The 23,296-nt window shown below is 60.5% G+C and carries 16 protein-coding genes; 15 read left to right on the forward strand and 1 reads right to left on the reverse strand.

Annotation, left to right across the window (positions count from 1 at the left end):
• The first annotated feature begins 67 nt into the window (after positions 1–67).
• From Mal15_RS12615 to Mal15_RS12675, 13 genes are all read left to right on the forward strand, one after another.
• Positions 68–1,396, forward strand: a complete 1,329-nt coding sequence (locus tag Mal15_RS12615) for an adenylosuccinate synthase (protein ID WP_199773855.1) — start codon at positions 68–70, stop codon at positions 1,394–1,396.
• A gap of 37 nt (positions 1,397–1,433) precedes the next feature.
• Positions 1,434–2,213 carry an isoprenyl transferase gene (locus Mal15_RS12620; protein WP_233903542.1) on the forward strand — a complete coding sequence of 260 codons (780 nt, stop codon included), beginning with the start codon at positions 1,434–1,436 and terminating at the stop codon, positions 2,211–2,213.
• A complete protein-coding gene (locus tag Mal15_RS12625; protein ID WP_147868093.1) occupies positions 2,213–3,256 on the forward strand; it encodes a phosphatidate cytidylyltransferase in 1,044 nt (347 codons plus the stop codon). Before Mal15_RS12620 ends, Mal15_RS12625 begins: the two co-directional genes overlap by 1 nt.
• A gap of 130 nt (positions 3,257–3,386) precedes the next feature.
• Complete coding sequence (locus Mal15_RS12630; protein WP_147868094.1) at positions 3,387–4,436, forward strand: PhoH family protein; 1,050 nt, start codon at positions 3,387–3,389, stop codon at positions 4,434–4,436.
• A gap of 31 nt (positions 4,437–4,467) precedes the next feature.
• Positions 4,468–6,846, forward strand: coding sequence for an HD family phosphohydrolase (locus Mal15_RS12635; protein WP_147868095.1), 2,379 nt, complete (start codon positions 4,468–4,470; stop codon positions 6,844–6,846).
• 154 nt (positions 6,847–7,000) lie between these two features.
• Positions 7,001–7,489 carry an rRNA maturation RNase YbeY gene (ybeY, locus tag Mal15_RS12640; RefSeq protein WP_167546760.1) on the forward strand — a complete coding sequence of 163 codons (489 nt, stop codon included), beginning with the start codon at positions 7,001–7,003 and terminating at the stop codon, positions 7,487–7,489.
• A complete protein-coding gene (locus Mal15_RS12645) occupies positions 7,482–8,789 on the forward strand; it encodes a hemolysin family protein (RefSeq protein WP_147868097.1) in 1,308 nt (435 codons plus the stop codon). The genes ybeY and Mal15_RS12645 overlap by 8 nt, the downstream gene beginning before the upstream one ends.
• 307 nt (positions 8,790–9,096) lie before the next feature.
• On the forward strand, positions 9,097–10,956 hold the full coding sequence (locus Mal15_RS12650) for a 2-oxoacid:acceptor oxidoreductase subunit alpha (RefSeq protein WP_233903425.1): 1,860 nt from the start codon (positions 9,097–9,099) through the stop codon (positions 10,954–10,956).
• A 111-nt stretch (positions 10,957–11,067) separates the two neighbouring features.
• On the forward strand, positions 11,068–12,078 hold the full coding sequence (locus Mal15_RS12655) for a 2-oxoacid:ferredoxin oxidoreductase subunit beta (RefSeq protein ID WP_147868098.1): 1,011 nt from the start codon (positions 11,068–11,070) through the stop codon (positions 12,076–12,078).
• A gap of 46 nt (positions 12,079–12,124) precedes the next feature.
• A complete protein-coding gene (gene cysK / locus Mal15_RS12660) occupies positions 12,125–13,072 on the forward strand; it encodes a cysteine synthase A (RefSeq protein ID WP_390623510.1) in 948 nt (315 codons plus the stop codon).
• A gap of 144 nt (positions 13,073–13,216) precedes the next feature.
• Positions 13,217–14,245, forward strand: a complete 1,029-nt coding sequence (locus tag Mal15_RS12665) for a DUF4261 domain-containing protein (RefSeq protein ID WP_147868100.1) — start codon at positions 13,217–13,219, stop codon at positions 14,243–14,245.
• A gap of 129 nt (positions 14,246–14,374) precedes the next feature.
• The gene (locus Mal15_RS12670) at positions 14,375–17,020 is read left to right on the forward strand and encodes a hypothetical protein (RefSeq protein ID WP_147868101.1); all 2,646 of its coding nucleotides are present in this window, start codon (positions 14,375–14,377) and stop codon (positions 17,018–17,020) included.
• Positions 17,021–17,133: 113 nt separating this feature from the next.
• The gene (locus tag Mal15_RS12675; protein WP_147868102.1) at positions 17,134–18,639 is read left to right on the forward strand and encodes a hypothetical protein; all 1,506 of its coding nucleotides are present in this window, start codon (positions 17,134–17,136) and stop codon (positions 18,637–18,639) included.
• A 97-nt stretch (positions 18,640–18,736) separates the two neighbouring features.
• Here Mal15_RS12675 and Mal15_RS12680 read toward each other — a convergent pair whose 3' ends face one another.
• Complete coding sequence (locus Mal15_RS12680; protein WP_147868103.1) at positions 18,737–19,255, reverse strand: hypothetical protein; 519 nt, start codon at positions 19,253–19,255, stop codon at positions 18,737–18,739.
• Between the two features lie 118 nt (positions 19,256–19,373).
• Here Mal15_RS12680 and Mal15_RS12685 point away from each other — a divergent pair, with 118 nt between their 5' ends.
• Together Mal15_RS12685 and Mal15_RS12690 are read left to right on the forward strand one after the other, a co-directional pair.
• A complete protein-coding gene (locus Mal15_RS12685; protein WP_147868104.1) occupies positions 19,374–21,071 on the forward strand; it encodes a S1 RNA-binding domain-containing protein in 1,698 nt (565 codons plus the stop codon).
• Between the two features lie 387 nt (positions 21,072–21,458).
• Positions 21,459–23,207: a proteasome accessory factor PafA2 family protein gene (locus Mal15_RS12690; protein WP_167546761.1), complete on the forward strand. Its 1,749-nt coding sequence runs from the start codon at positions 21,459–21,461 to the stop codon at positions 23,205–23,207.
• Positions 23,208–23,296 lie beyond the last annotated feature (89 nt).

A 23,296-nucleotide genomic window follows, 5' to 3' on the forward strand; every position in this document is an offset into this window, starting at 1 on the left:
GCTCTGGGATTCTGCGCCGGGGAACGAGCACCTTCCCGGCCTCATCAATTTTTCCGGAGTGATTCTGGTGTCGGGAACTTGCGTCATTGGTTTGCAGTGGGGTGATGAAGCGAAAGGCAAATTGGTTGATTTGCTGGCTTCACAGTTTGATATGGTCGTCCGCTATCAAGGCGGGGCGAACGCCGGGCACACGGTGGTCGTCGGCGATCAGGTCTACAAATTGCACCACATCCCCAGCGGTATTCTGCATCGCGGGGTCAGAAACTTGATCACGCCCGGTGTGGTGATCAATCCCGAAACCATGATCGCCGAGATGGATGGGCTGGCCCCCCGAGGTGTCGATTGCAACGAAAACCTGCAAATCAGCGAGCGGGCGCACCTGGTGATGCCGTGGCACATCGCCGAAGACCGGCAGATCAATGCGACCGCACTGCGCGGCGAGTCGATCGGGACCACCAACCGCGGGATCGGCCCGTGTTATCGCGACAAGGTCGGGCGCACCCATGCGATCCGCATGACCGACTTGGTGCAGAGTGACCGTGACGAGCGGATCCGGACGGTTGCCGAACAGAAACTGGCGATCTTGCGCAACATGGGGGCTTCCGAGGAAGAGCTCGAATCGATTGCCGCGGACAAGGTCATCGCCCAGGCCACGCGGTGGGCGAATCGTTTGGAAGGGATGATCGCCGACACAACCGACACGTTGCTGGATGCCGCCGAGCAGGACAAGCGGATGTTGTTCGAAGGTGCCCAGGGGGCGTTGTTGGACATCGATCACGGCACCTATCCGTTCGTCACCAGCAGCAACAGCAGCGGTGTGGGAGTCTGTGCCGGTGCCGGAGTGCCGCCACGTTGGATCAATACGGTGCTGGGCGTCTGCAAGGCCTACAGCACGCGTGTCGGCGGCGGTCCTTTCGTGACGGAACTGGAAGACGAGACGGGCGACAAGATTCGAAAGCTGGGCAATGAATTCGGAACGACGACGGGCCGCCCGCGGCGTTGTGGTTGGTTCGACGCGGTTGCCGTTCGTTACACGGCGCGATTGAGCGGCGTGACGCGGTTGGCATTGATGATGATGGACGTGCTGGCGCATCTGGACGAGCTGAAGATTTGCGTCGCCTATGAGCTGGACGGCCAGCGGATCACACGTTTTCCCGGGCACGCCGATCAGCTGCGGCGCTGCAAGCCGATTTACGAAACCATTCCGGGATGGAAACAGCCGGTCGATGACGTCCGCCGCGAAGAGGATTTTCCCGAGGGGGCGCTGGCCTATGTGCGCCGGATCGAAGCCCTGGTCGGAATCCCCGTCGGCGTGCTGTCGGTCGGACCGGACCGTGCCCAAACCATTTTCACGAAGCAATCCGACGAGTTGAATTTGCAGCCGGTCGGAGCGTGAGCGATCGATGAACGCAGAGAGTCCCGACTCAATATCCATGCACGGCAAGGTCGACGGTGCCGCGGAACCGGCGGCAGGAAACGACCGTTTGCCGGATCATGTGGCGATCATCATGGACGGCAACGGACGCTGGGCCCAGTCGCGCGGCTTGCCGCGAATCGAAGGGCACCGTCGCGGCGTCGACTCGGTCAGGATGGTCAGCGAGACCTGCACAGAACTCGGGATCGAAGCGGTCACCTTGTACTGTCTTTCCAGCGAAAACTGGAAACGCCCCAAGGCGGAGCTCGACTTCCTGATGCAGTTGCTGGAGCGGTACCTGGTTGAGGAACGCGACTTGATCATGAAGCAGGGCTTGCGGCTGAAGGTGATCGGGCGTCGGGATCGATTGCCCGCCAGCGTCTTGGAGGAGATGGACAAGACGATCGAGGTGTCGGCGGACAACCCGGGCACGCAGTTGGTTTTGGCGATCGATTACGGCGGGCGCGATGAGATCGCGATGGCGGCGCGATCGATCTGCAGCGACGTGCAAGCCGGGCGGTTGGAGATGGATTCGATCGACGAGGAAACGATCAGCCGCCGGCTGTACACGGCAGGTTTGCCGGACGTCGATTTGATGATCCGCACGGGAGGCGAAATGCGGGTCAGCAACTTTTTGTTGTGGCAGCTCAGCTATGCCGAACTGTGGGTCACGCAAACGTGCTGGCCGGATTTCAGTCGCGAGGAGTTCAACGCGGCACTGGAGAGTTTTGCTTCCAGGGATCGGCGGTTCGGAGGGCTCTCCGGCCAGCCGGTCCAATCAACGTTCGGTGAGACTTGATGTTGCGTGATCGTTTGAGAACCAGCGCGATCTTGATTGCCGTCGTTCTCGCCTTGTTGTCGCTCGACTATTTCGTCCGTGTTCCCGGAGCCGATGGCGTTTGGTTGCTGCCGTTGTTGCTGTTCTTTGCGATCGGCACGGCGTGGGAAATCGCGGTGATGTCGCGCGCCGGCACCCAACCGATTCGGTTGGGTGTGGCGGTGGTCGGCGCCACCTTGGTCGCTTCGTCCGCGGCGGTCCCGTTTCTGTGGGCGGTCGGTGGCAGTGTTTATCCGCAAGACTGTCCCGTCGGCCGATTGGGCTGGGTCGTGTTGGCCGTGGCCGCGGCGATTTTTTTGAGTTTGATTGCCGAGATGCGAGATTACGGAACATCGGCCGAAACTTCAGCGGGGGCGGCGCCGGGGCAAGCCGTGCGGCGAACCTCGATGGCAGTGTTCGTCTCGGTGTATGTCGGAGTGCCGATGGCGATGCTGATCGCGCTTCGCGGGCTGCACGCCGAAACGACCGCCGGGCGGTTCGGACTGGCCGCACTGATCACGACGATCCTGGTCACCAAAGTGGCCGACGCGGGGGCGTATTTTTCGGGCCGGGCACTCGGCCGACACAAATTGATCCCGCGGCTGTCGCCGGGGAAAACCGTCGAAGGCGCGATCGGCGGCATTTTGGCGTCCACGGTGGTCGCCTATTTGGCGCTGGCGTTCCTGTTTCCGGAATTGTTGGAAACCTCCGCATCACAGGCCGGTGCGGGGGCCGCCGGCGGATCGGCAGACGTTACGACGGCGACGAGTGAAACGGTCGTCAAAACTGGATTATCCGCACTTTTGGCGAAACCTTGGATCGGAGCACTCGTGCTGGGGCCGGTGCTGGCGGTCTGCGGCATGCTCGGCGACTTGGCCGAATCCTTGTTTAAGCGGGATTTGGGGGTCAAGGACAGCGGCAACCTGCTCCCCGGGTTGGGGGGTGTTTGGGACGTCACGGACTCCCTGGTCGCCTCCAGTGTGCCGGCATTTTTCTGCTTCGCCACGGGAGTTGGTGGCCCATAATGCGGTGTCTTCCTGCGGCGAAGTCGATACGATTGATTGAATCTTCCTTGATCCCGGACGCGAGTCCGCCGGCTGGTATTGCCGGGGGGGATCATTCCAAAAATCTGGCCGAGGGGTCGGCCAATTCCGAATGACTGAAGCCACATTAACGGTCAGTGCGCCCGACGAGTTGTTGCAGCTTTTCGGCCCGAGAGATCAGCATTTACGAAAGCTGCGGCAGTTGTTCGATGTCACGATCACGCATCGAAACGGTCGCGTGAGGATCGCGGGCGAGGACGAAGGCGTCTCCGGGGCGATGCGGACGCTGGAAAAGCTGTTGCACCAAGTCCAAAAACAGGGGGCGATCGGCGGCGAGGACGTCGAAACGGCGGCGGTCGAGGAGGGGGCCAGCGTGGAGGCGAAGGCCAAATTGAAGGTGTCCGGCGGGGAGGACATCGCCATTCAGCACGCCGGACGACGCATCCGCCCGCGGACCGAGGGGCAGGCGAAGTACGTCGATGCGATCCGCGAGTTCGATTTGACGTTTGCGACCGGGCCGGCCGGCTGCGGAAAAACGTATTTGGCAGTGGCGACGGCCGTCGAGGCTCTCAAGGCGGGCCAGATTCGCAAGATCGTGCTCGTCCGGCCCGCCGTCGAAGCCGGCGAGAGTCTGGGGTTTCTGCCCGGCGATTTACGCGCGAAACTGAACCCTTATCTGCGCCCATTGTTGGACGCGCTCGGTGAAATGGTTGACTATGACCAGGCGCGTGAGTTAATGGAGCAGGAGGTCATTGAAGTGATTCCATTGGCATACATGCGTGGGCGGACGCTCAACGATGCCTTCATCATTTTGGATGAAGCGCAAAACACGACGATCGCCCAGATGAAAATGTTTCTCACGCGGATGGGGGAACGCAGCAAGATGGTGGTCAGCGGCGACGCGACGCAGCTGGACCTGCCCCGCGGGGTGACCAGCGGACTGAAAGACGCGATCCGTCGACTGCATCGGATCAAGGCGATCGGCATGATTCGATTGACCGGCGAGGACATCGTGCGGCACCGCTTGGTGCAACGAATCGTCGAGGCCTATGAAGAGACCGAGAACACCGGCGCCACGCCACGTTCGCGGCGCGGGGGCGTCCGTGTGATCGGGGGGGATTTGTCGGGGCGAAGCGGTGGCGAGGAAACATTGGATCGATAGGGGCCCACCCTGAGGAATCGGATCCGCTGAGATGAACGGCCAAAGCAAGACTCGAACGCGTCAGGAGCGCATTGAATCGCTTGGGATTCCCAAGCCGAAGATGGTTCAATGGTGGATCGACAGTGACAAAGCGGATTGGGCCGTCCGAATTCTGATCGGGCTTTCCGCGGCGGCCGCGTTGCTGGTGGTGTGCAAAACCTGGGAGCCCCGCTTCGCCTATCGCACCGGCATGATCCCCGAACGCGACATCATCGCCCGCGTCAATTTCGAGGTCGAGAACCAGATCGAGACCGAGGCGTTGCGGTTGCAGAAGGTGCGTGAAGTTCCGGTGTACTATCGGAATTGGAAAGCGCCGTTGGAACAGTTGCGGGCGCGGTTGAAGAACCGATTGTTCGTCATCTTGGACGCCCAGTCGCTGAAGGAAATGAACGACGAAGAGCGCAAGGCGTTCGAGGAGTTTGTGTCGTTGGCGACCGTGACGCCGGAATCGGCGACCGCGGATCAACCGTCGGCCGATCAGCAGTTCGGCGCGATGAAGGCGGTCTTTGCAAACGATCCGGAGTTGGAAAAACTGGACACCGCGATCAAGAACTTGCAAAAGGACGTGTTCGACAACGGATTGCTGCAGGCGATCAAGCACCAAGCCGAACAGGGCAGCCAGCGATTCATCCGCGTCTACTCGACCGAACCGTCCGATGCCGTGGAAGTGACCGTCGATGACGTTCAAATCGCATTGATGAAACCCAAGGTGGAATCGATGCTGGCCGAGGAGTTTCGGTCGATGTTCGGTAGTCAGGTGGAAACTGATCAGCATCGCCTGGTCGCGCAGTTGGTCAGCAATTGGATCGACGCTCGGTTGCCGGAATATGAAACGCTGTCGTATGACGACGAGGCCAGCGGCAAGGCGCGAGCGGAGATCGCCGCCAGCGTTCCGCCGGTGATGAAAAAGTTTTATGCCGGGCAATCCGAATTGGCCGACGCCGGCGAACCGCTGGATGAAAACGAGCTCCGGCTGTTGCAGATGGAGCACCGCGAGTGGACCAATTATCGCGGCGCGATCGACCGGGTCGCGCGCGTGGCTGCTTACGGCGGCATGATCGCGGCACTTTATCTGCTGTGCGGTTCCTACATCCTGTTTGTCGACGATCGCTCGCTGGTGTTCGACCGAGTCAAGCTTTCCAAGTTGCTGTTCTTGTTTGTTTGCACGATCGGAATCAGCTACTGGGTCGCCAGCGACAAGTACCGGAGCGAACTGGCGCCCTTGGTGATCGCATCGATCATCACGGCGATCGTGTACGGCCGAGATTTATCGCTGTTGCTGATGTCGGCGGCGATCATCAGCGTGACCCTGTTCTTGCACGAGAGCCTGGGGCATCTGGTGATGCTGGCCGCGGCGGTCACCACGTCGACGCTTCTGACCGGCCGGGTTCGGACGCAAGGGCATCTGCTGTTTGTCGGCGGCGTTGCCGCGGCGGTCACGTTCTTGACGGTGGTCGGGGTGGGCATCGTCACCGGCGACACGACGACGATTCCGACCGGCGTGGAACGGTCGGCGCCGACGACGGTCACGTTCCTGGAGGTGCTTGCCGGTCTGGCCCAAGAAGGGCTGCGTGCGGGTGCCTTCATCGTGATTTCGGCCGCGGCATTGACCCCGATGTTGCCGTTAATCGAAAAGGCCTTCGGTGTCCAAACCGACCTGAGCCTGTTGAGTTTGAGCGATGCCAGCCACCCGTTGCTGCGTCGATTGGCACAGCGCGCCCCCGGGACGTACAACCACAGCATCAACGTGGCGTCGATCGCCGAGGCGGCGGCCGATGCGATCGGAGCCAACGGATTGCTGGTCCGCGTCGGTGCCTATTTCCACGACATCGGCAAGATGTTCAAACCGGAATACTTCATCGAGAACCAAAGCGGGGTCAACCAACACGATTCCTTGCAGCCGGCGATGAGCACGCTGGTGATCATCGCCCACGTCAAAGACGGCGCGGATCTGGCACGCAACCACCATCTGCCGCAGCCCTTGATCGACTTGATCATGCAGCACCACGGCACGACGCTGGTCGAATACTTTTTCAATGAAGCTGCCAAACGCAGCGAAGATAATCCGAACGAAAAAGAAGTCAGCGACAAGGATTTCCGTTATCCTGGACCGAAGCCCCAAACGCTTGAAGCGGCCGTGATGATGTTGGCAGATACCGTCGAAAGTGCCAGTCGAACCCTGGTCGATCCGACGCCGGCGCGAATTCAGAGCTTGGTCGATCAGATCGCGCAAAAGAAAATGGCGGATGGTCAATTCGACGAGTGCGGATTGACGTTCCGGCAATTAAATCTGGTCCGCAAGAGTTTGGTGAAGTCCCTTACCGCTATCTATCACGCACGTGTCAAATACCCCAGCCAACAGCCAGCCTGAAACGGAAGCGGTTTGTCCGCCGGCGGCCCCCGAAAGCGAGGATCCTGAGCCTACAGGAGAAATCGCAAACGAAACTTCACCCGGTCACAACGGCAGTGACGGCCCAGACTGTGACATCCCAGACTGTGACATCCCAGACAGGGGGAATGGCGTCGTGGTGGATCTCCTGTGGGATGACAGCGTTTCGGACTGGCAGGGACGGCTGGGGCTGACCGACGCCCGGATCGAACAAGCGGTTCAAGCCGCCGCGGCGTTGCGCGGGTTCGATCGCGGACACATCGGCGTGCGGATCACCGACGACCCGACGATCCACGCGATCAATGTCCGGCACCTGTCGCATGACTACCCGACCGACGTGATCAGTTTTCCATACTCGGATTCCCCGGATCGCATCGAAGGCGAATTGGTCGCCAGTGTCGAAACGGCCCGGCAGAACGCCGCGGACGTGGGCTGGCCGACGGGCAACGAGGTGTTGCTGTACGTGATCCACGGCGTGTTGCACATCGGCGGGATGGAGGACCACCGGGCCGAAGATCGTGCGCTCATGCGGCAAGCCGAACGGCAGGCCTTGCAGCGATTAGGAATTGCGGTGCCGGATCAGGAAGCCGGCCGTGACCGACAGGGAGGCAGTGCTGATGGATAACGTGTGGCCCCACCTGATGGTCTCGGCGGCCGGTTTTTTGCTCAGCAGCATCGGCGGATTGGGCGCGGAATTGCTGGACTGTTTTGCCGGGCGATCGCTGGAAGCGTTTTGCCGGGTCAAGAAGCGTCGTGAGCGATTCGTATCGGTGTTGGAACACCAGGACGCCGCGATTCGCAGCAGCGAGTACCTGCGGATGATCGGCACCGTGTTGTTCTTGATCGCGGGAACGGCTGCATTGATCATTTCCAAGCAGGGCAGTGGTTCGCTGGCGCTTGCCGACCTGCTCGGCCCGCTGCTGGCGTGGGTCGTGTTGGCGACGATCTCGATGATGTTCGTCCACGCCTGGTTGCCGGCCGCGGTCACCCGATTCGCTTCGGCCCCGGTGCTGTATCACACCTGGCCCTTCTGGCGTTCGCTGACGTCGGTAATGAACCCGTTTTCGATACCCGGCGAAGTGATCGCGGCGCTGACTCGCCGGCTGTCCGGGCAGGACGAGAACGAAGATGAATCCGAAGAATTGTTGGAGGATGAAATCCGAACGATCATCGCCGCGGGAACCAACAAAGGCATCTTCGGCCCCGGCATTCGCGAGATGATTCAAAACGTGATGGACCTGGGCGACGATACGGTCGGCCACATCATGACGGTGCGGGGGGACATCGACGCGGTGGAGCTGGGCGACACCTGGCCGGCGGTGATGCAGCAGGTGATCGATTCCGGCCGCACCCGGTTGCCGGTTTACGACGGGAACTTGGACAAGGTGGTCGGCGTGTTGTACGTGAAGGATCTGCTGCCGGAGATTTCGGACGGAAACCTGCCGGCACGCTCCCTGGGGGAGATCATGCGCCACGCCTGGACCGTTCCGGTCGATCGCAGCGTCGAATCCTTGTTGCGCGAGTTTCTGCATAGCCGTTCGCACATGGCGATCGTCCTGGATGAATTCCAGCAGACCGCCGGCGTGGTGACGATCGAGGATGCGTTGGAGGAGATCGTGGGCGAAATCGTCGACGAATCCGACGAAGACGAAGAAACTCGCTTCGAGATCGTCGATGACTCAACGGTGATCGTCAGTGGTCGGGTGATGATCGACGACCTGAACGACCGGTTGCACTGGGCGCTCCCCGAAAGTGACGACTATGAAACGATCGCGGGGTTGGTGCTGAGCAACCTGGGAGAAATCCCCGAGGCCGGCGCCACGTTCACGATCGGCGATGCCGCTTTTGAGGTGCTTCAAGCGACCCGCCAGAAGATCGAAATGATGGAGGTGCGTTACGCCCCCGGACAGCGTGTCGCGGTTTAACCGCACGGAAACCCCCGATTTGCAAGCCAAAACGGTGCCCATGGGAGCGTTTCTGGTCCAAAATGCCTGATTCAACACTCTCGGTCATTACGTTTTGATGGCCGAATTATAGAATTTGACGAAGTTTCCGAATTGGAACACTCGATACAACCCCTACAGTCCGCTCCGGGCCGTTAAAACTTTAGACCCGGCAACGGAACACCGCGGTGAGAGCGCGGTGGAAACCGCGGCCACGCCGCCCAAAGAACTCGGCCACGCCGCCAAGAGATTTCGGCCAGGCCATCAGAAGACGCGAAAGATGCAGTTCATGACGACTACAAAACATGTCAAATCCGTCTCCGGAATCACCGTGCGACTGGCCGGAGATTCGGGCGACGGGATGCAGTTATTGGGGACCCAGCTGACCAACACCAGTGCCCTGGCCGGCAACGATGTCGCGACTTTCCCCGATTTTCCGGCGGAGATCCGTGCCCCCCGCGGCACCCGGGCAGGTGTCAGCGGCTTTCAGGTCCAATTTGCCAAGGAAGAGATTTTTACGCCCGGTGACACGCTCGATGCGCTGGTGGTGATGAACCCGGCGGCCCTGGTGACCAATGTCCAGGACCTGCGCAAGGGCGGCATCTTGATCGCCAATGAAGACGGGTTCACCGAGAAAGATTTCAAACTGGCCAAGGTCGAAGCGAATCCACTGGAGGCGACGGTCATCAATGACAGTTATCGGTTGATCAAAGTGCCGATGACTCAGTTGACCCGGGCGGCGGTGTCCGAGCACGGATTAAGCCCGAAAATCGCCGATCGTTGCAAGAACTTTTTCGCCATGGGGCTGGTGTACTGGCTGTTCGGCCGATCGCTGGATCCGACGCTGCGTTTCATCGACAACAAGTTCGGCAAGAAGCCTGATGTCGCCGCCGCCAACGTGGCCGCCCTGCGCGCCGGGTGGGCGTTCGGTGAGACGACCGAGGCGTTCGGTGAAAGTTACCAGGTCGAAGCCGCCGAGCTGACGCCCGGGACGTACCGAAACATCATGGGCAACCAGGCGTTGGCTTGGGGGCTGGTCGCCGCCAGCAAATTGAGCGGCAAAGAACTGTTTTACGGGACGTACCCGATCACGCCGGCCAGCGACATTCTGCATGAACTGACCAAACACAAGAACTTCGGAGTTCGCACGTTTCAGGCCGAAGACGAGATCTCGGCGATGTGCGCGACGATCGGGGCGGCGTTCGGCGGCACCATGGCGGTGACCGCCAGCAGCGGTCCCGGGATCGCGCTCAAGGCCGAGGCGATGGGGTTGGGCATGATGCTGGAGTTGCCGATGGTCGTCGTCAACGTCCAACGCGGCGGTCCCAGCACCGGGTTGCCGACCAAGACCGAACAAAGCGATTTGTTGCAAGCGATGTTCGGCCGCAACGGCGAATCCCCGATTCCCGTGATCGCTCCCCAGTCTCCGGCCGACTGCTTCAACACCGCGATCGAAGCCTGGCGGATCGCCACCGAGTGCATGATTCCGGTGATGCTGTTGTCGGACGGGTACATCGCCAACGGCAGCGAGCCCTGGAAGATCCCCACCCTCGACGCGTTGCCGAAAATTGAGATTCAGCATCCCGTCGATGCCGAGGACGGCGAACTGTTCCTGCCGTACTTGCGCGATGAAAACCTGGGACGGCCCTGGGCCATTCCGGGGACCGAAGGATTGATGCACCGGGTCGGTGGTCTGGAAAAAGAACATCAAACCGGTAACGTCAGCTATGACCCGGCCAACCACCAGCTGATGACCGAAACGCGGGCGGCCAAGGTCGCCAAGATCGCCGAGCGGATTCCCGAACAAGACGTTTTTGGCGAAACCAGCGGCGATCTGTTGGTCGTCTCGTGGGGCGGTACCTACGGCGCCTGTCTGACCGCTGTCCGCCGTTGTCAGCAAGCCGGTCACCGTGTCAGCCATGCCCATTTGCGTTACCTGAATCCGTTGCCCCGAAACCTGGGGCAGTTGCTCAAGTCGTTCGATCGTGTCTTGGTACCCGAATTGAACATGGGCCAGCTGCGAATGTTGTTGCGGGCGGAATTCCTGGTGGATTGCATCGGTTACAACAAAGTCCAAGGAAAACCATTTGCGGTCAGCGAACTGATCCAACAAATCGAATCGCAATTGCCGTCACCGGTCGCCGTCTAGCCGCCCGACCCTGCCGGCGTCGGCAACTCCAGCTCGGGCCATGACGTGTGGCCGACAGCCGACGCCGTTTCTCTGTCACAACAAAACAAACCGTTTCCAATCATTTTCGCCATGTCCCTGCCTGTTCTCAAAGCCGCTGATTTCGCTTCTGACCAAGACGTACGATGGTGCCCCGGATGCGGCGACTATTCGATCCTGGCGCAGATGAAAAAGGTTCTGCCGGAACTCGGGGTGCCGCGCGAGAAGATTGTGTTCATCAGCGGGATCGGCTGCAGCAGCCGGTTCCCCTACTACATGAACACCTATGGCATGCACAGCATTCACGGGCGTGCGCCGACGTTCGCCACGGGGTTGAAATCGACGCGTCCCGATTTGATGGTGTGGGTGATCACCGGTGACGGCGACGCGTTGTCGATCGGCGGCAATCACTTCATCCATGTCCTGCGCCGGAACCTGGACATCAACATCGTCCTGTTTAACAACCGGATCTATGGATTGACCAAGGGGCAATACAGCCCGACCAGTACCGAAGGTCAGGTCACCAAGAGCACGCCGATGGGATCGATCGACCATCCGCTGAGCCCGCTGTCTGTGGCGTTGGCCGCCGAGGCGACCTTTGTGGCTCGATCCCTGGACGCCCACGTCAAGCACTTGGGCGACGTGCTCAAGCGAGCTTCCGAGCACAAGGGGACGTCGCTGGTCGAGGTCTACCAGAACTGCAACGTGTTCAATGACGGTGCGATGGCTTATGCCCAGGAAAAGAAACAGCGTGCCGACAACGTCGTCGAACTCGAGCACGGAAAGCCGCTGGTGTTCGGCAAGAACAACGAGAAAGCGATCCGCTTGGTCGGCACACACCTGGAAATCGTCGAGCGGAGCGAAGTGCCGGACGATGATCTGTTGATCCACGACGAAAAAGATCCCAACCCGTCGATCCAGATGATGTTGGCCCGAATGCGTTATCCTGAAATGCCCGAACCGATCGGGGTTTTGCGTGACGTCGACAACGTCGCGACCTATGACGAACAAATCAACGCCCAGGTCGATCTTGCCAAGGAGACCCGCGGCGAAGGCGATTTAGCTAAATTGTTCCACGCCGGGGATACCTGGGTCGTGGACTGAACCGTTTCCAGACGATGACATCAATCAATGGTTGTTCCAGGGAGGAATGAACATGCCACGTGGAAAAAGTTACTCAGACGCAACGAAAGCGATCGGCGACACCCCGATGATCCAGGTGAATCGTCTGGTGCCCGACGGGGGCGCAACCGTTTTCGCCAAGTGCGAGTTCTTTCAGCCGCTCAATAGCGTGAAAGATCGTATCGGTGTCGCGATGATCGAAGCCGGCGAGAAAGACGGGACGATCACCCCGGCGACGCACGTGATCGAGCCGACCAGTGGCAATACCGGCATCGCGTTGGCGTTCGTGTGTGCCGCCAAAGGGTACAAGTTGACGTTGACGATGCCCGAATCGATGTCCGTCGAGCGACGGGCGTTGCTTCGCGCAATGGGCGCCAACCTGGTGCTGACACCCGCCGGGGATGGCATGAAAGGTGCCATCAACAAGGCCGCCGAACTGGTCTCCCAAGACGACAGCGCCTTCATGCCACAACAATTCGAAAACCCGGCCAATCCGGCGATCCACGAGGCGACCACCGGGCCGGAGATTTGGGAGGACAGCGGCCATCAGATCGATGCGATCGTGGCCGGTGTCGGGACCGGCGGCACGATCACCGGCGTGGCCCGCTACCTGAAACAAAAGAACCCCGACTTCAAAGCGATCGCAGTGGAACCGGTTCACTCGCCGGTGATCAGCGGCGGAGCGCCCGGCAAGCACCGCATCCAGGGCATCGGCGCCGGGTTCATCCCCAAGAACTTGGACACCAGCATCATCGATGACGTGGTCCAGGTCGACGACGAAGACGCATTCGCGTGGGGCCGTCGGCTGGCCAAGGAAGAGGGGATCGTCGGCGGGATCAGCAGCGGGGCCAACATGTGGGCCGCCGCACAGGTCGCCGCTCGCCCAGAAATGAAAGGCAAACGGATCGTCACGATCATGTGCAGCCTGGGCGAACGCTATTTGAGCACCCCGCTGTTCGGCGATCTTGGACTATAGCGCTCGCGCGTCTTCGAAGGACGGATTGTCATTCGACGCCCGTTTGGACTCGTCCATGCCGGCCCGATGCGGTAAAAATCACAGTACGGCGGCGAATCTTTGCCGCCGATTTTTATTTTGGCAGAGGAGCGATTGCAGGCGATCATGGCAAAGGGTTTGTTTACTCAAGGGATGTGTGTGTTGCTGCGAAGCCCGGTCGCTTTGGCCGAGCTGCAGGACAAACTCTCCGACTTTGACATGATCGGTGTGCAAGAGTCCGCCGTCGATGGAGCCTCGCCCGAAACGTTGGTGATGAGTTTTCGGCCCGAGGTGGGAGGGCACTTGCTGGTCACGCCCTCGACCGACAAGTGGCCCGATCAGATGGGCGACCCCGAAACGGCACCCGATGTGTTTGTCGCCTGGTCGCTGGGGCAATTCGGACCGCTGGCGTTCCCCGGGTGCCTGGAACGGGCGGCCGAACAATCTTGGGGTTGGGAAGACGGTGAGGATGTTCCCACGCAACACACCTCCCACATTCGATTGCTGATCAGCTACGTCCTGGGAGCCGACGAGTCCGAACAGGATGACGACGATTCCGACGACATCGTGCTAATCCCCGATGATTATGACCCGGTCGCGGAACTGCGATTTCTGACCAAAGCCGTCTCGGCTCTGTTGGATTTGCCCCAGGCGATTTGCTATTTCAATCCGGGCGGTGAGGTGCTGCGTGATCAAAATGGGTTGCGGCAAGGACTCAATTACGCCTGGAATTATGAATTGCCACCGCTGGACATGTGGACCAACGTGCGACTGTTCCGCGTCGATGAATCCTGGGCGTTGATGGACACCGTCGGGATGGGGCAATTGGACATGCCGGATATGGAGGCCGTCTACGACACCGATCGCTATGAACCGGCCGAAGTCGAGCGGTTCTTGCGCAACGCCTCGTTGTATCTGATGAGCACCGACGAGGAGTTCGAGGAGGGGGATGTGGCCGATGGCCCCGGCGACATCAGCTGGAACGCGATCGAGTGTGAAGAAAGTCTGTCCGATCCGCCGCGGGAAACCATTCGCTGGTTCCCGGACGACGGCTCCGATCCGCCCGAGGTGCTGATGCGGCGGACGGGCGACGACGAAGACGATCCGTATGACGAGGAGCCGGAAGACCTGGACGACGAGGCATTTGAGCTCTAAAGACGCAAACTTCCGGTTTGCTTGCCGATTCCGACGCCCGAACCGCAAACCAATCTTGGGCTCTACCCCGGCAGATTGCTAGACTCGGCGATCCACTTCGCCTAGCCGTCTTGCTATCAAAGCTCCGCGATGACGCTGTCGGGCCAATGCCCTGTTTGCCGTACGACGCTCGCTTTCACCGAAGCGTCGTTGGTCGCTGCGCACTGCGAAGGGGCAGTGGTGCCGGCGGAAACACCCGTGCTGGAATGCCAATGCGACACGACGTTGATCGCGACTGGCCTGGCCGCTGCCACCGAGGTCGCGGCCGAATGCACCGCTTGCGGCAGCAACTACGTCGTCGATCGATCGGCAGCGGGTGAAGAATTGCCATGCCGCTGTGGAGCAGTCGTCAAAATCCCGACCGCCATCCTAGTTCGAGTCACGGTCGCTAAAGACGACGGCAACACGGCCTCCGAACAGAGCCTCGTCGATCTCGATCACGACGCCGAAGACGGAGCGTCAAACCTGCCCCAACAGCCGACCCCCGAGGTCGTGGCGGAAGTCGCCGAGACGTTCGACGACGATCAGGTCCCATGCGAAACTCTTGGCGAGTTCCGCTACCCGGACGGCGAATCGGAGCCACACGCTTCAGAATCGGAATCGGACGACGAAGCGATTCAGCTTCCGATCGTGGGGCTGCCGGAGTTGTATTCGCTGCAGGTTCCCGAGTTCGTGGCGGAAGTCGCCGAGACGTGCGGCGAAGACCAGGTCCCACGCGAAACTCTTGGCGAGTTCCGCTACCAGGACTGCGAATCGGAGCCACAGGCTTCCGAGTCGGAATTGGTCGACGACGAAGTGATTCAGCTTCCGATCGTGGGGCTGCCGGAGTTGTATTCGCTGCAGGTCCCCGAGGTCGTGGCGGAAGTCGCCGAGACGTTCGACGAAGATCAGGTCCCATGCGAAACTCTTGGCGAGTTCCGCTACCCGGACGGCGAATCGGAGCGACACGCTTCAGAATCGGAATCGGACGACGAAGCGATTCAGCTTCCGATCGTGGGGCTGCCGGAGTTGTGTTCGCTGCAGGTCCCCGAGGTCGTGGCGGAAGTCGCCGAGACGTTCGACGACGATCAGGTCCCATGCGAAACTCTTGGCGAGTTCCGCTACCCGGATGGCGAATTGGAGCCACACGCTTCAGAATCGGAATCAGTCGACGACGAAGCGATTCAGCTTCCGATCGTGGGGCTGCCGGAGTTGTATTCGCTGCGGGTTCCCGAGGTCGTGGCGGAAGTCGCCGAGACATTCGACGAAGATCAGGTCCCAGGCGAAACTCTTGGCGAGTTCCGCTACTCGGACTGCGAATCGGAGCCACACGCTTCAGAATCGGAATCGGTCGACGACGAAGCGATTCAGCTTCCGATCGTGGCGCTGCCGGAGTTGTATTCGCTGCAGGTTCCCGAGGTCGTGGCGGAAGTCGCCGAGACATTCGACGAAGATCAGGTCCCACGCGAAACTCTTGGCGAGTTCCGCTACCCGGACGGCGAATCGGAGCGACACGCTTCAGAATCGGAATCGGTCGACGACGAAGCGATTCAGCTTCCGATCGTGGGGCTGCCGGAGTTGTATTCGCTGCAGGTTCCCGAGGTCGTGGCGGAAGTCGCCGAGACGTTCGGCGAAGACCAGGCCCCAGGCGAAACTCTTGGCGAGTTCCGCTACCCAAACGGCGAATCGGAGCCACACGCTTCAGAATCGGAATCGGTCGACGACGAAGGGGACTTGGAACCAGAGTCGGTGGTTTCCTGCCCGGGGTGCCGACGCGAGTTTTCGGTGACCAAGGCGGAGATGGGGCAGACGGCAGAGTGCGAGTGCGGTTTCGTATTCGTGATGCAAGAGAACGTTGATGCACTCGACTCGGCATTGTGCAGCGACTTGATGCCCTACCAACCCTTGGCCATCGACCGTACCGGGGCCAAGGTAATTGCCGACCGAGGCGAGGTGGCGGAGGCGTTCGAGAAGCGTTCTGACCGTCCAACCGCGTCTCCGGGTGTGCCCACGGCAAATCGGCATCGCGATCGACCACGACGTTCCAACTTTGCCGGAAACTTGATCGTCGTCGCCGCAGCGTTGATGTTGATGGCAACCGCAATCGGATTCGTTTACCGAGATCGCTTGGGGTTCCCAGTCGTCGCTTTGAACGGTGTCGCCGAGGCACCCAAGCGGGGCGGTCCGTTGCCGATCCCTGCGGCCGAAGCCACGGTGACGACCGAGAACGCAACGCCGCGGCAACCGAACGAGAGCCCAACTTCGCCAGAAAGATCCTGGGGAGACGCCCCCAACGACGTCCAACCCCCGGAACCGTCGCCTGAGCTCGTTGTTCAATCGGCGCACCGAAGTATCCCCTCGCCGCCAAAGCTGTCTTCATTCTTACGTTCGGTGTACTTGCAGGCGCGGGAATTGGAAACGGAGGCGACTCTCGGAAAAGACACGTTGTATTTGTTCAGTGAAATGGTGAACCAGTTGGACGCATCAGGTGTACAGTTTTCGGTCGCCGATCTGTTTTGGCTGGCCGACACCTGGGAGGGGTTTGGCCGGCGAGCGGCGAATCCCGATCTGGCGTCAAAGTGTTATTGGCAGGCCGCTGGTGCCTTTGCGTTGGCGCAGACGCTTGACGGGATCGGACCGCAGGATCGCTTGATCGCCGATCAGCGTCAGCGCGAATTGTCTCAGAAGTCGCGATATGCACTGCGAGTGGCATCTCATCAGGAGCCCGCGGAACCACCGACCAGTGAACGCCGCTAATTTTTTTTCTGTTCACATTGCGGTGTCGTGGCCGCGATGGAACATCGATCACGCGTATCGCCGTGTTATAAAGGACGTTCTCCAAGACGTCCTCATCTGCCTGAATATCTGCAATGCCGATTCCCGATCCTGCCGAGTTGAACACGTTGTACCAAGAGTGGCTGGAGATTCCGGCGGAGAGGTTGCCGCCGAACCACTATGCCTTGTTGGGGCTCGCCGATTTTGAGTCCGATGAAGCATTGATCGAATCGGCGGCAAGGTCTCGCAGTGCCTATTTGCACCAGATCGCCGCCGGGCCGCAACGAAAGATCGTCCAGGAAATGCTGGGGCAGGTGGCGATCGCGCGTCGCACATTGATGAGCGCCGAATCGCGAAGGGCGTATGACCAGTCATTGCGCTCCCCGGTCGCGTCGGCAGACAATGTAACTTCAACAGCGCCCTTGTCAGGTCATGCGTCATCGGACAACTCGCATCGAGGCAATGTCGAGGTCGATCAACCCGACAACACCGTCGAATCACAATCGACGACGGCGACGGGAACGGCAGTGCAGCGTCGCAGGCACACCGCCGGCGATTGGAAGTACCACGGCATCAGCGCCGCGGTCTTGCTGACGATCGTCGCCATTGTGTTTTTGGTGAATCGGAATCCCGGTGGTCGACGCGCAGCCGAAGCCCGGCCGCAGGAAATGGGGGCCGACGTTCGTGGTTCGTCCTTACAGTCCGCTGGGGCGGAGCGGAACGCAGATCAAGACAACGAATCGGGCGCCGGCCGAAGAGCTGCGGGGACGACGGGACGAAAAGCAAGTCCGCAAGCATCCCGTGCCGACGGACCGCCGGCCCAACATCGGTCACCGATCGCCAAGCGGCGGGACACGGGCAGCGGACTCGGCGCCGGCCTGGGTGATAAGTTCGGCGATGTGCTTTCCGACATTGCCAAACAAGGCGACGAGGGGATGCCGGCAAAGGCTGCGTCATCGGAAAACCGGGGCAAATTTCGCCCCCTGGGCGGATTGTCGATCAGTCCGGCCACGACACTTCCCGATTCGGTGGATCCGATCGCAAGCCTCCGCGCCGTCGCGGAATTCCCCGGCCAGTTAGCCGATCGATTTGAATGCGAACAAGGGTTCCAGTGGTATGAGGCGACCGATGAAGCGATCCGATTGGTTCCGAACGAAGCACACACATCGTTCATCATTCGCGACAAGCAATTCACGTTGACCTCGGGGGCGGCGATGGCGGTCTCGACTTCGTTGTCCGCGGGGATGCGGGGCGAGACACAAGTCGGATTTCAAGTCGATGGAATCCGGATCGGATTGCGTTCGGCGAAGAATGCGATTGAAGTGTTTGCGCGAGACCGTGGCGACGATGTCCGCCGCGATCTGGTGGACAAAATCAAAACGCCCGGTGATTCTACGACGCTGTCGATCCAACGCGACGCCAACGAGCCTGACCTGTTCCACTGGTTCGTCCAGTCAGGCGAGACCACTCGGACCGGAACGATCGGCGTGACGTCGTTGGCGGAGTCGGCTCCGGTAGCGGTGTTCGTGACTGCATCCAAGCCTGACCCGAAACGCCCGCTGACACTCAGCGGTTTGAAAACCAGTGCGGGGCAGCCGTAGCTGGCCAACACCACCGCGACGTAGCTACGCTCGCCAGAGCATGGAGGAATTCGCAGATCCACCTTCTGGCGAAGGCAGCTACGTTGGAGACGCAATCCTACTGAACCAAATACATCATCAACGCCTGCCATTCGATCCACTGCGAATCGACGCACCGTTGCATCTGATCGTCTGACCGGCTTGCCTGTGCCTGCTGGCATTGATCGACAAACTCGAACGGGTCGGCGTAGTGACCGTCGGTTTCGCTGTTGATTTGATCGAACACGCAATGGGACCCGACGCGTCGGAACCAGTATTTCGAGTTGCCGAAGTCACCTTCGCGTCGATGCATGATGCCGTGCAAGAAACTGCCTTCGGCGCTGCCGAGGTCCTGGCTGATCGAATGGCTGCGATGAATATCGCCGGCGACCAGCCACAATCCGCTCATCACTTCCATCTGCCGCGCGGCGGGGACATCGATCAGATGATCTCCGATTCCGCCGGACAGGAGTGTTTGTAGAGGTTTCTGCAGCGTGCCGTCTCCGAGCGGGGGCAGCGGCGCGGCCTGGATTGCGGACAGAAGTTCGGTTGAGAAGGACTGGCTGAGCGTTTGAGCAAAATCGGTAAATTCGGGCATCTGGCGCTGTTCTCCATCAGAAGCGGACAAACCTGCTGCGAAGACTACCGACAAAGTTTTCGGGGTGCTAGACTGCCGAATTGATCCCCTGTCTCTTTTCCCCACGTCGATTGTTTCGATGAGCAACGAACCACAGCCCGTGACGGACGAACCCGCCAGCGACCTTGCCCCCTCCACGGCAGATTCGGCCGCGTCTCCCGAACCGGCCGCCCCCGCCGAACCAGCCCCCGCCTCGGAAACACCCGCCTCGGAGATGCCTGCCCCCGTCGCAGCTACCTCGTCTGCGGAGAGCACTGCCCCTGCGGAGAGCACTGCCCCTGCGGAGAGCACTGCCGGGGCTGCGCCCCAAGCCGCCCGCAGCGGTTCGGGCCCACTGGCCGCCCGAGGCCTGGGGGTCGCCAAGCCCGCCTCGCCGACCGTGTCCACCGAGCAGCTCGAGGCGGCTGAGAAGAAGCAAGCAAAAAAACCGGGCAAGAAGAAAAAGCACCCCAAGCCGCGATTGAAGGGTGAAAAGGAAAAACCGGCCGCTGCCGCGGCGGCTCCGCCGACAGCAAACAAGCCCCAGCGTGTGGCGGTTCCGTCGGTGCGTGGGGCGCTCAGCGAGGATCTGGAGGCAGAGCTGCAGGCCGAACTGGCTGCGGCGGACGTTGAATCCATGCTCAGCGGGTCGGCCGGCATGTCGGATCGGAAAGAGGCGCTGGCCGAGGGGACGCGGATCTCCGGAAAAGTGCTCAAGATCCACCAGGATAGCGTTTACATCGCGCTCGGCGGTCCGGACGAGGGTGTGATTCCGTTCGAACAATTCAAAGAGGCTGAACCGGCCGTGGGCAGCACGGTCGAAGTCATGGTGCGCGGGTTCAATCGCGACGACGGCTTGTACATGTGCTCGTTGCCCGGATCGACGATCGATGTCGCCGATTGGAGCGACCTGGAAGAAGGCTCGGTGGTCGAGGCCGTCGTGACCGGCCACAACAGCGGCGGACTGGAGTGCAAGGTCGGCGGCGTCCGCGGCTTCATGCCGATCAGCCAAATCGCCGAGTACCGCGTGGAGGACGCCAGCGAGTTCGTCGACCAGAAATTCGTTTGCCTGGTGACCGAAGCCAACGAGCGACGCGGCAATCTGGTGCTCAGCCGGCGTGCAATTCTTGAGCGCGAGCGAGAACAAAAGCGAGCCGAGCAACTGCAGAAGATCCAGCCCGGCGATGTGATGGAAGGCGTCGTGCGCAGCGTCAAAGATTTCGGGGCCTTCGTCGATCTGGGCGCCTTGGACGGTTTGATCCATGTCAGCAAACTCAGCTGGGAACGCATCAAACATCCCAGCGAAGTGCTTGAGGTCGGCCAAAAGGTGAAGGTGAAATTGGATTCGGTGGACAAGGACACCGGCAAGATTTCACTGTCCTATCGCGACCTGCTGGAAAACCCCTGGGACACCGCCGAAGCCGACTTCGCGATCGGAAGCGTCCACAAAGGCACCGTGACCCGGATCGCATCGTTCGGTTGTTTCGTCCGCTTGACCGCCGGAGTCGAAGGGCTGGTGCACGTCAGCGAACTGGCCCACCACCGTGTCTCGAAAATCGATGCCTTTGTCAGCGAAGGCCAGGAAGTCGACGTGAAGGTCATGTCCTTCGATCGCGACAGCCAGAAGATCGGATTGTCGATGAAGGCGGCGCAAAGCGTCGCCGAAGATGCGAAGCCGAAAGAAGATGAGGTCGAAGAACCACAGCGTGAAGTCGCCGTCAAACCCGCTCATGAAGGCCCCCTCAAGGGCGGCAACAACCGCGAAACCGGCGGCGAGCGATTCGGACTTCGTTGGTAAAGCATGGCTGCGCTTGTTTCGGACGGGCGTTGTCGCTATTTGCGACCCATGACTGCCAATCGATGACCTCAACCGGGAATCTTACAGGAGTGTCCTCGCGGATTCGGTTCTGCCACACATCCGCGGGTACGCTCTGCCATCCGCGGGTACGCTCTGCCATCCGTGGGTACGCTCTGCCATCCGTGGGGGGCTCTCAAAGGTCGCGTTCCAATGGTGCCGGATCGGTTACAATCACACGGCGGCGTTGCTGGCTCACGTCAAGTTATCGAGCAGCTTTTGCTTAAGTGGATGGCTTGCCATGCTCTGGCGAGCGTCGCTACGTCAAGATAGCTCAGTCCAGCAAACCGCTACTTGGGCAGTGTTCACGCCTCTTCTCGGGGATGATTGGTGACGGAATCGGCTTCTTTGCATCAGCCTGCCGCGTCGCGGCCGCTGGTGACGCGTCTGATGGGGATGGAGACCGAGTACGCGACCTTGGTGGCGAATCGGCCCGAGTTGATGACCGATGATCTGCCGCGTTTTTCGGAGATCTATTCGCGAATCTGTGCCGCCATTGGCCGCAATCAACCGACCGTCCCCGGCGTGTTTGATCAGCACCAACTGTTTCTCGCCAGCGGTGGAGCGGTGACCTGCGAAACGCATCCCACCTTCCACGCGCTACCGGGAGGCTTGGTCGAAATCGCAACGCCGGAAGTCACCAGCCCGGATGAACTGTTGGCTTGCCAGCGTTCGATCGATGCGCTGGTGGCCGATGCGGCGGAAACGGTAAACGAATTTGACGTGCGTCTGCTGAAGAACAGCAGCGATGCGCTGGGACACGTTTACGGTTGCCAAGAGAATTACGAGGCGGTGGTCGCAACGGGGGTTTGGTTATTGGTTTATCGCAGCTGTATCCTGCTGTTATGGATGATGCAGTTGGTCAGCGTGGTCGTCTCGTTGCCGGTGCTTGCCGCTGCCTATGGCGCAATGATGTGGATTCGATTTCGTCGTCGCCGCAGTCACTGCGGCGGTGACGAAACACCTGATTCACCGCCATCCTCGGACGAACAGAACGCGGGGCAGTCGCCCGCCGAACTCTTTGACACGCTGCCCCCTTGGGCTCAATCGGTGCTGACGGGATTGCTCCGCTTCATCCACTGTCCCACAGTGATCGTCTTGCGAATGGTCGCCCGTCACGTGGCATTCCGAAAGCAGCGGAAATACCTGACGGCGTTGTTGGTTTCTCGCACGGCGCTTTGCGGCAGCGGTGATTTGGATGAAGAGGGGCGATATCGATTGAGCGCGAAAGCGATGGCCATTGATGTCGTCGCCGACATGGGACGCTATCGCGGCGAACGACCGATCTTTGTCTATGGCCATTGGCTGGGGCACTTTTGCGAACGATCGTTTTTGTCACTCGGGGCGACCAAGGCGATGTTCGCACGACGTCAACGATTACAGATCGGATTGTCGGACTCCAATCTGTCCGAGCTGGCCGAATACGTCAAACTCGGATCGGTCTCACTGGTTTTGGACATGATCGAATCGGGGGCGACGAAGGAATTCGTGACACTTTCGCGCTCCGTCGCCGCCTTGCACGAGATCACGTCGGACTGGAATCTGGTGCGACGAGTGATGACCAGTCGAGGTCGGTTGAGTGCATTGGAAATCCAACGCCGGTATTTGAAGGCGGCGAAACGATTTGTCGACCAGACGCCGTGGCTCGAGCGTGGGGAGGCCGAATTGGTGGTCCAGCGTTGGTCAGACCTGATCAACGTCGTGTCCGCCTTCCGGCGCGATTCGCGGAACGTTACTCCGGCGCTCGGCAGGGTGGACTGGTTGAGCAAGCGTTGGATGATCGATCAGCTCGGCGAGCACGCCGAGTGGCTGGAAAAAAGGAAGACCGACCTGCGCTATCACGAACTCTCGCCCGACGGATATTTCCAGCGATTGGCTGCAGCGAACCCGTCGCTGGCGTTGATCGCCCCGGAACGAATCCGCCGCCGTCGCCGCTGGCCGCCGGCGGACTCCCCCGCGGCCCGACGCGGCTGGCTGATCCGCGAATTCGCCGGCAGCGGCAATTCGATCACCGCAGACTGGGGCTACGCGATGGTGCGCGCAGGGGGAGAAACCAAGCGGGTCGATTTCAAACACTGACGCGTCGGGAGACCCTCTCTGGCATCCCGCCTCGTTCCCGGGCTCCGCCTGGTCTACACGAAGTCATTCCGCAATGGATGGTCGACTCA

The organism is Stieleria maiorica (assembly GCF_008035925.1).
Classification (GTDB): domain Bacteria; phylum Planctomycetota; class Planctomycetia; order Pirellulales; family Pirellulaceae; genus Stieleria; species Stieleria maiorica.

What these genes read in the sequence shown, in the direction of transcription:
- Mal15_RS12620 (WP_233903542.1), top strand. Translation starts at nt 1,434, where the DNA reads ATGCACGGCAAGGTCGACGGTGCCGCGGAACCGGCGGCAGGAAACGAC.
- Mal15_RS12625 (WP_147868093.1), top strand. Translation starts at nt 2,213, where the DNA reads ATGTTGCGTGATCGTTTGAGAACCAGCGCGATCTTGATTGCCGTCGTT.
- Mal15_RS12630 (WP_147868094.1), top strand. Translation starts at nt 3,387, where the DNA reads ATGACTGAAGCCACATTAACGGTCAGTGCGCCCGACGAGTTGTTGCAG.
- Mal15_RS12635 (WP_147868095.1), top strand. Translation starts at nt 4,468, where the DNA reads ATGAACGGCCAAAGCAAGACTCGAACGCGTCAGGAGCGCATTGAATCG.
- Mal15_RS12645 (WP_147868097.1), top strand. Translation starts at nt 7,482, where the DNA reads ATGGATAACGTGTGGCCCCACCTGATGGTCTCGGCGGCCGGTTTTTTG.
- Mal15_RS12650 (WP_233903425.1), top strand. Translation starts at nt 9,097, where the DNA reads ATGACGACTACAAAACATGTCAAATCCGTCTCCGGAATCACCGTGCGA.
- Mal15_RS12655 (WP_147868098.1), top strand. Translation starts at nt 11,068, where the DNA reads ATGTCCCTGCCTGTTCTCAAAGCCGCTGATTTCGCTTCTGACCAAGAC.
- cysK (WP_390623510.1), top strand. Translation starts at nt 12,125, where the DNA reads ATGAACATGCCACGTGGAAAAAGTTACTCAGACGCAACGAAAGCGATC.
- Mal15_RS12665 (WP_147868100.1), top strand. Translation starts at nt 13,217, where the DNA reads ATGGCAAAGGGTTTGTTTACTCAAGGGATGTGTGTGTTGCTGCGAAGC.
- Mal15_RS12670 (WP_147868101.1), top strand. Translation starts at nt 14,375, where the DNA reads ATGACGCTGTCGGGCCAATGCCCTGTTTGCCGTACGACGCTCGCTTTC.
- Mal15_RS12675 (WP_147868102.1), top strand. Translation starts at nt 17,134, where the DNA reads ATGCCGATTCCCGATCCTGCCGAGTTGAACACGTTGTACCAAGAGTGG.
- Mal15_RS12680 (WP_147868103.1), bottom strand. Translation starts at nt 19,255, where the DNA reads ATGCCCGAATTTACCGATTTTGCTCAAACGCTCAGCCAGTCCTTCTCA.
- Mal15_RS12685 (WP_147868104.1), top strand. Translation starts at nt 19,374, where the DNA reads ATGAGCAACGAACCACAGCCCGTGACGGACGAACCCGCCAGCGACCTT.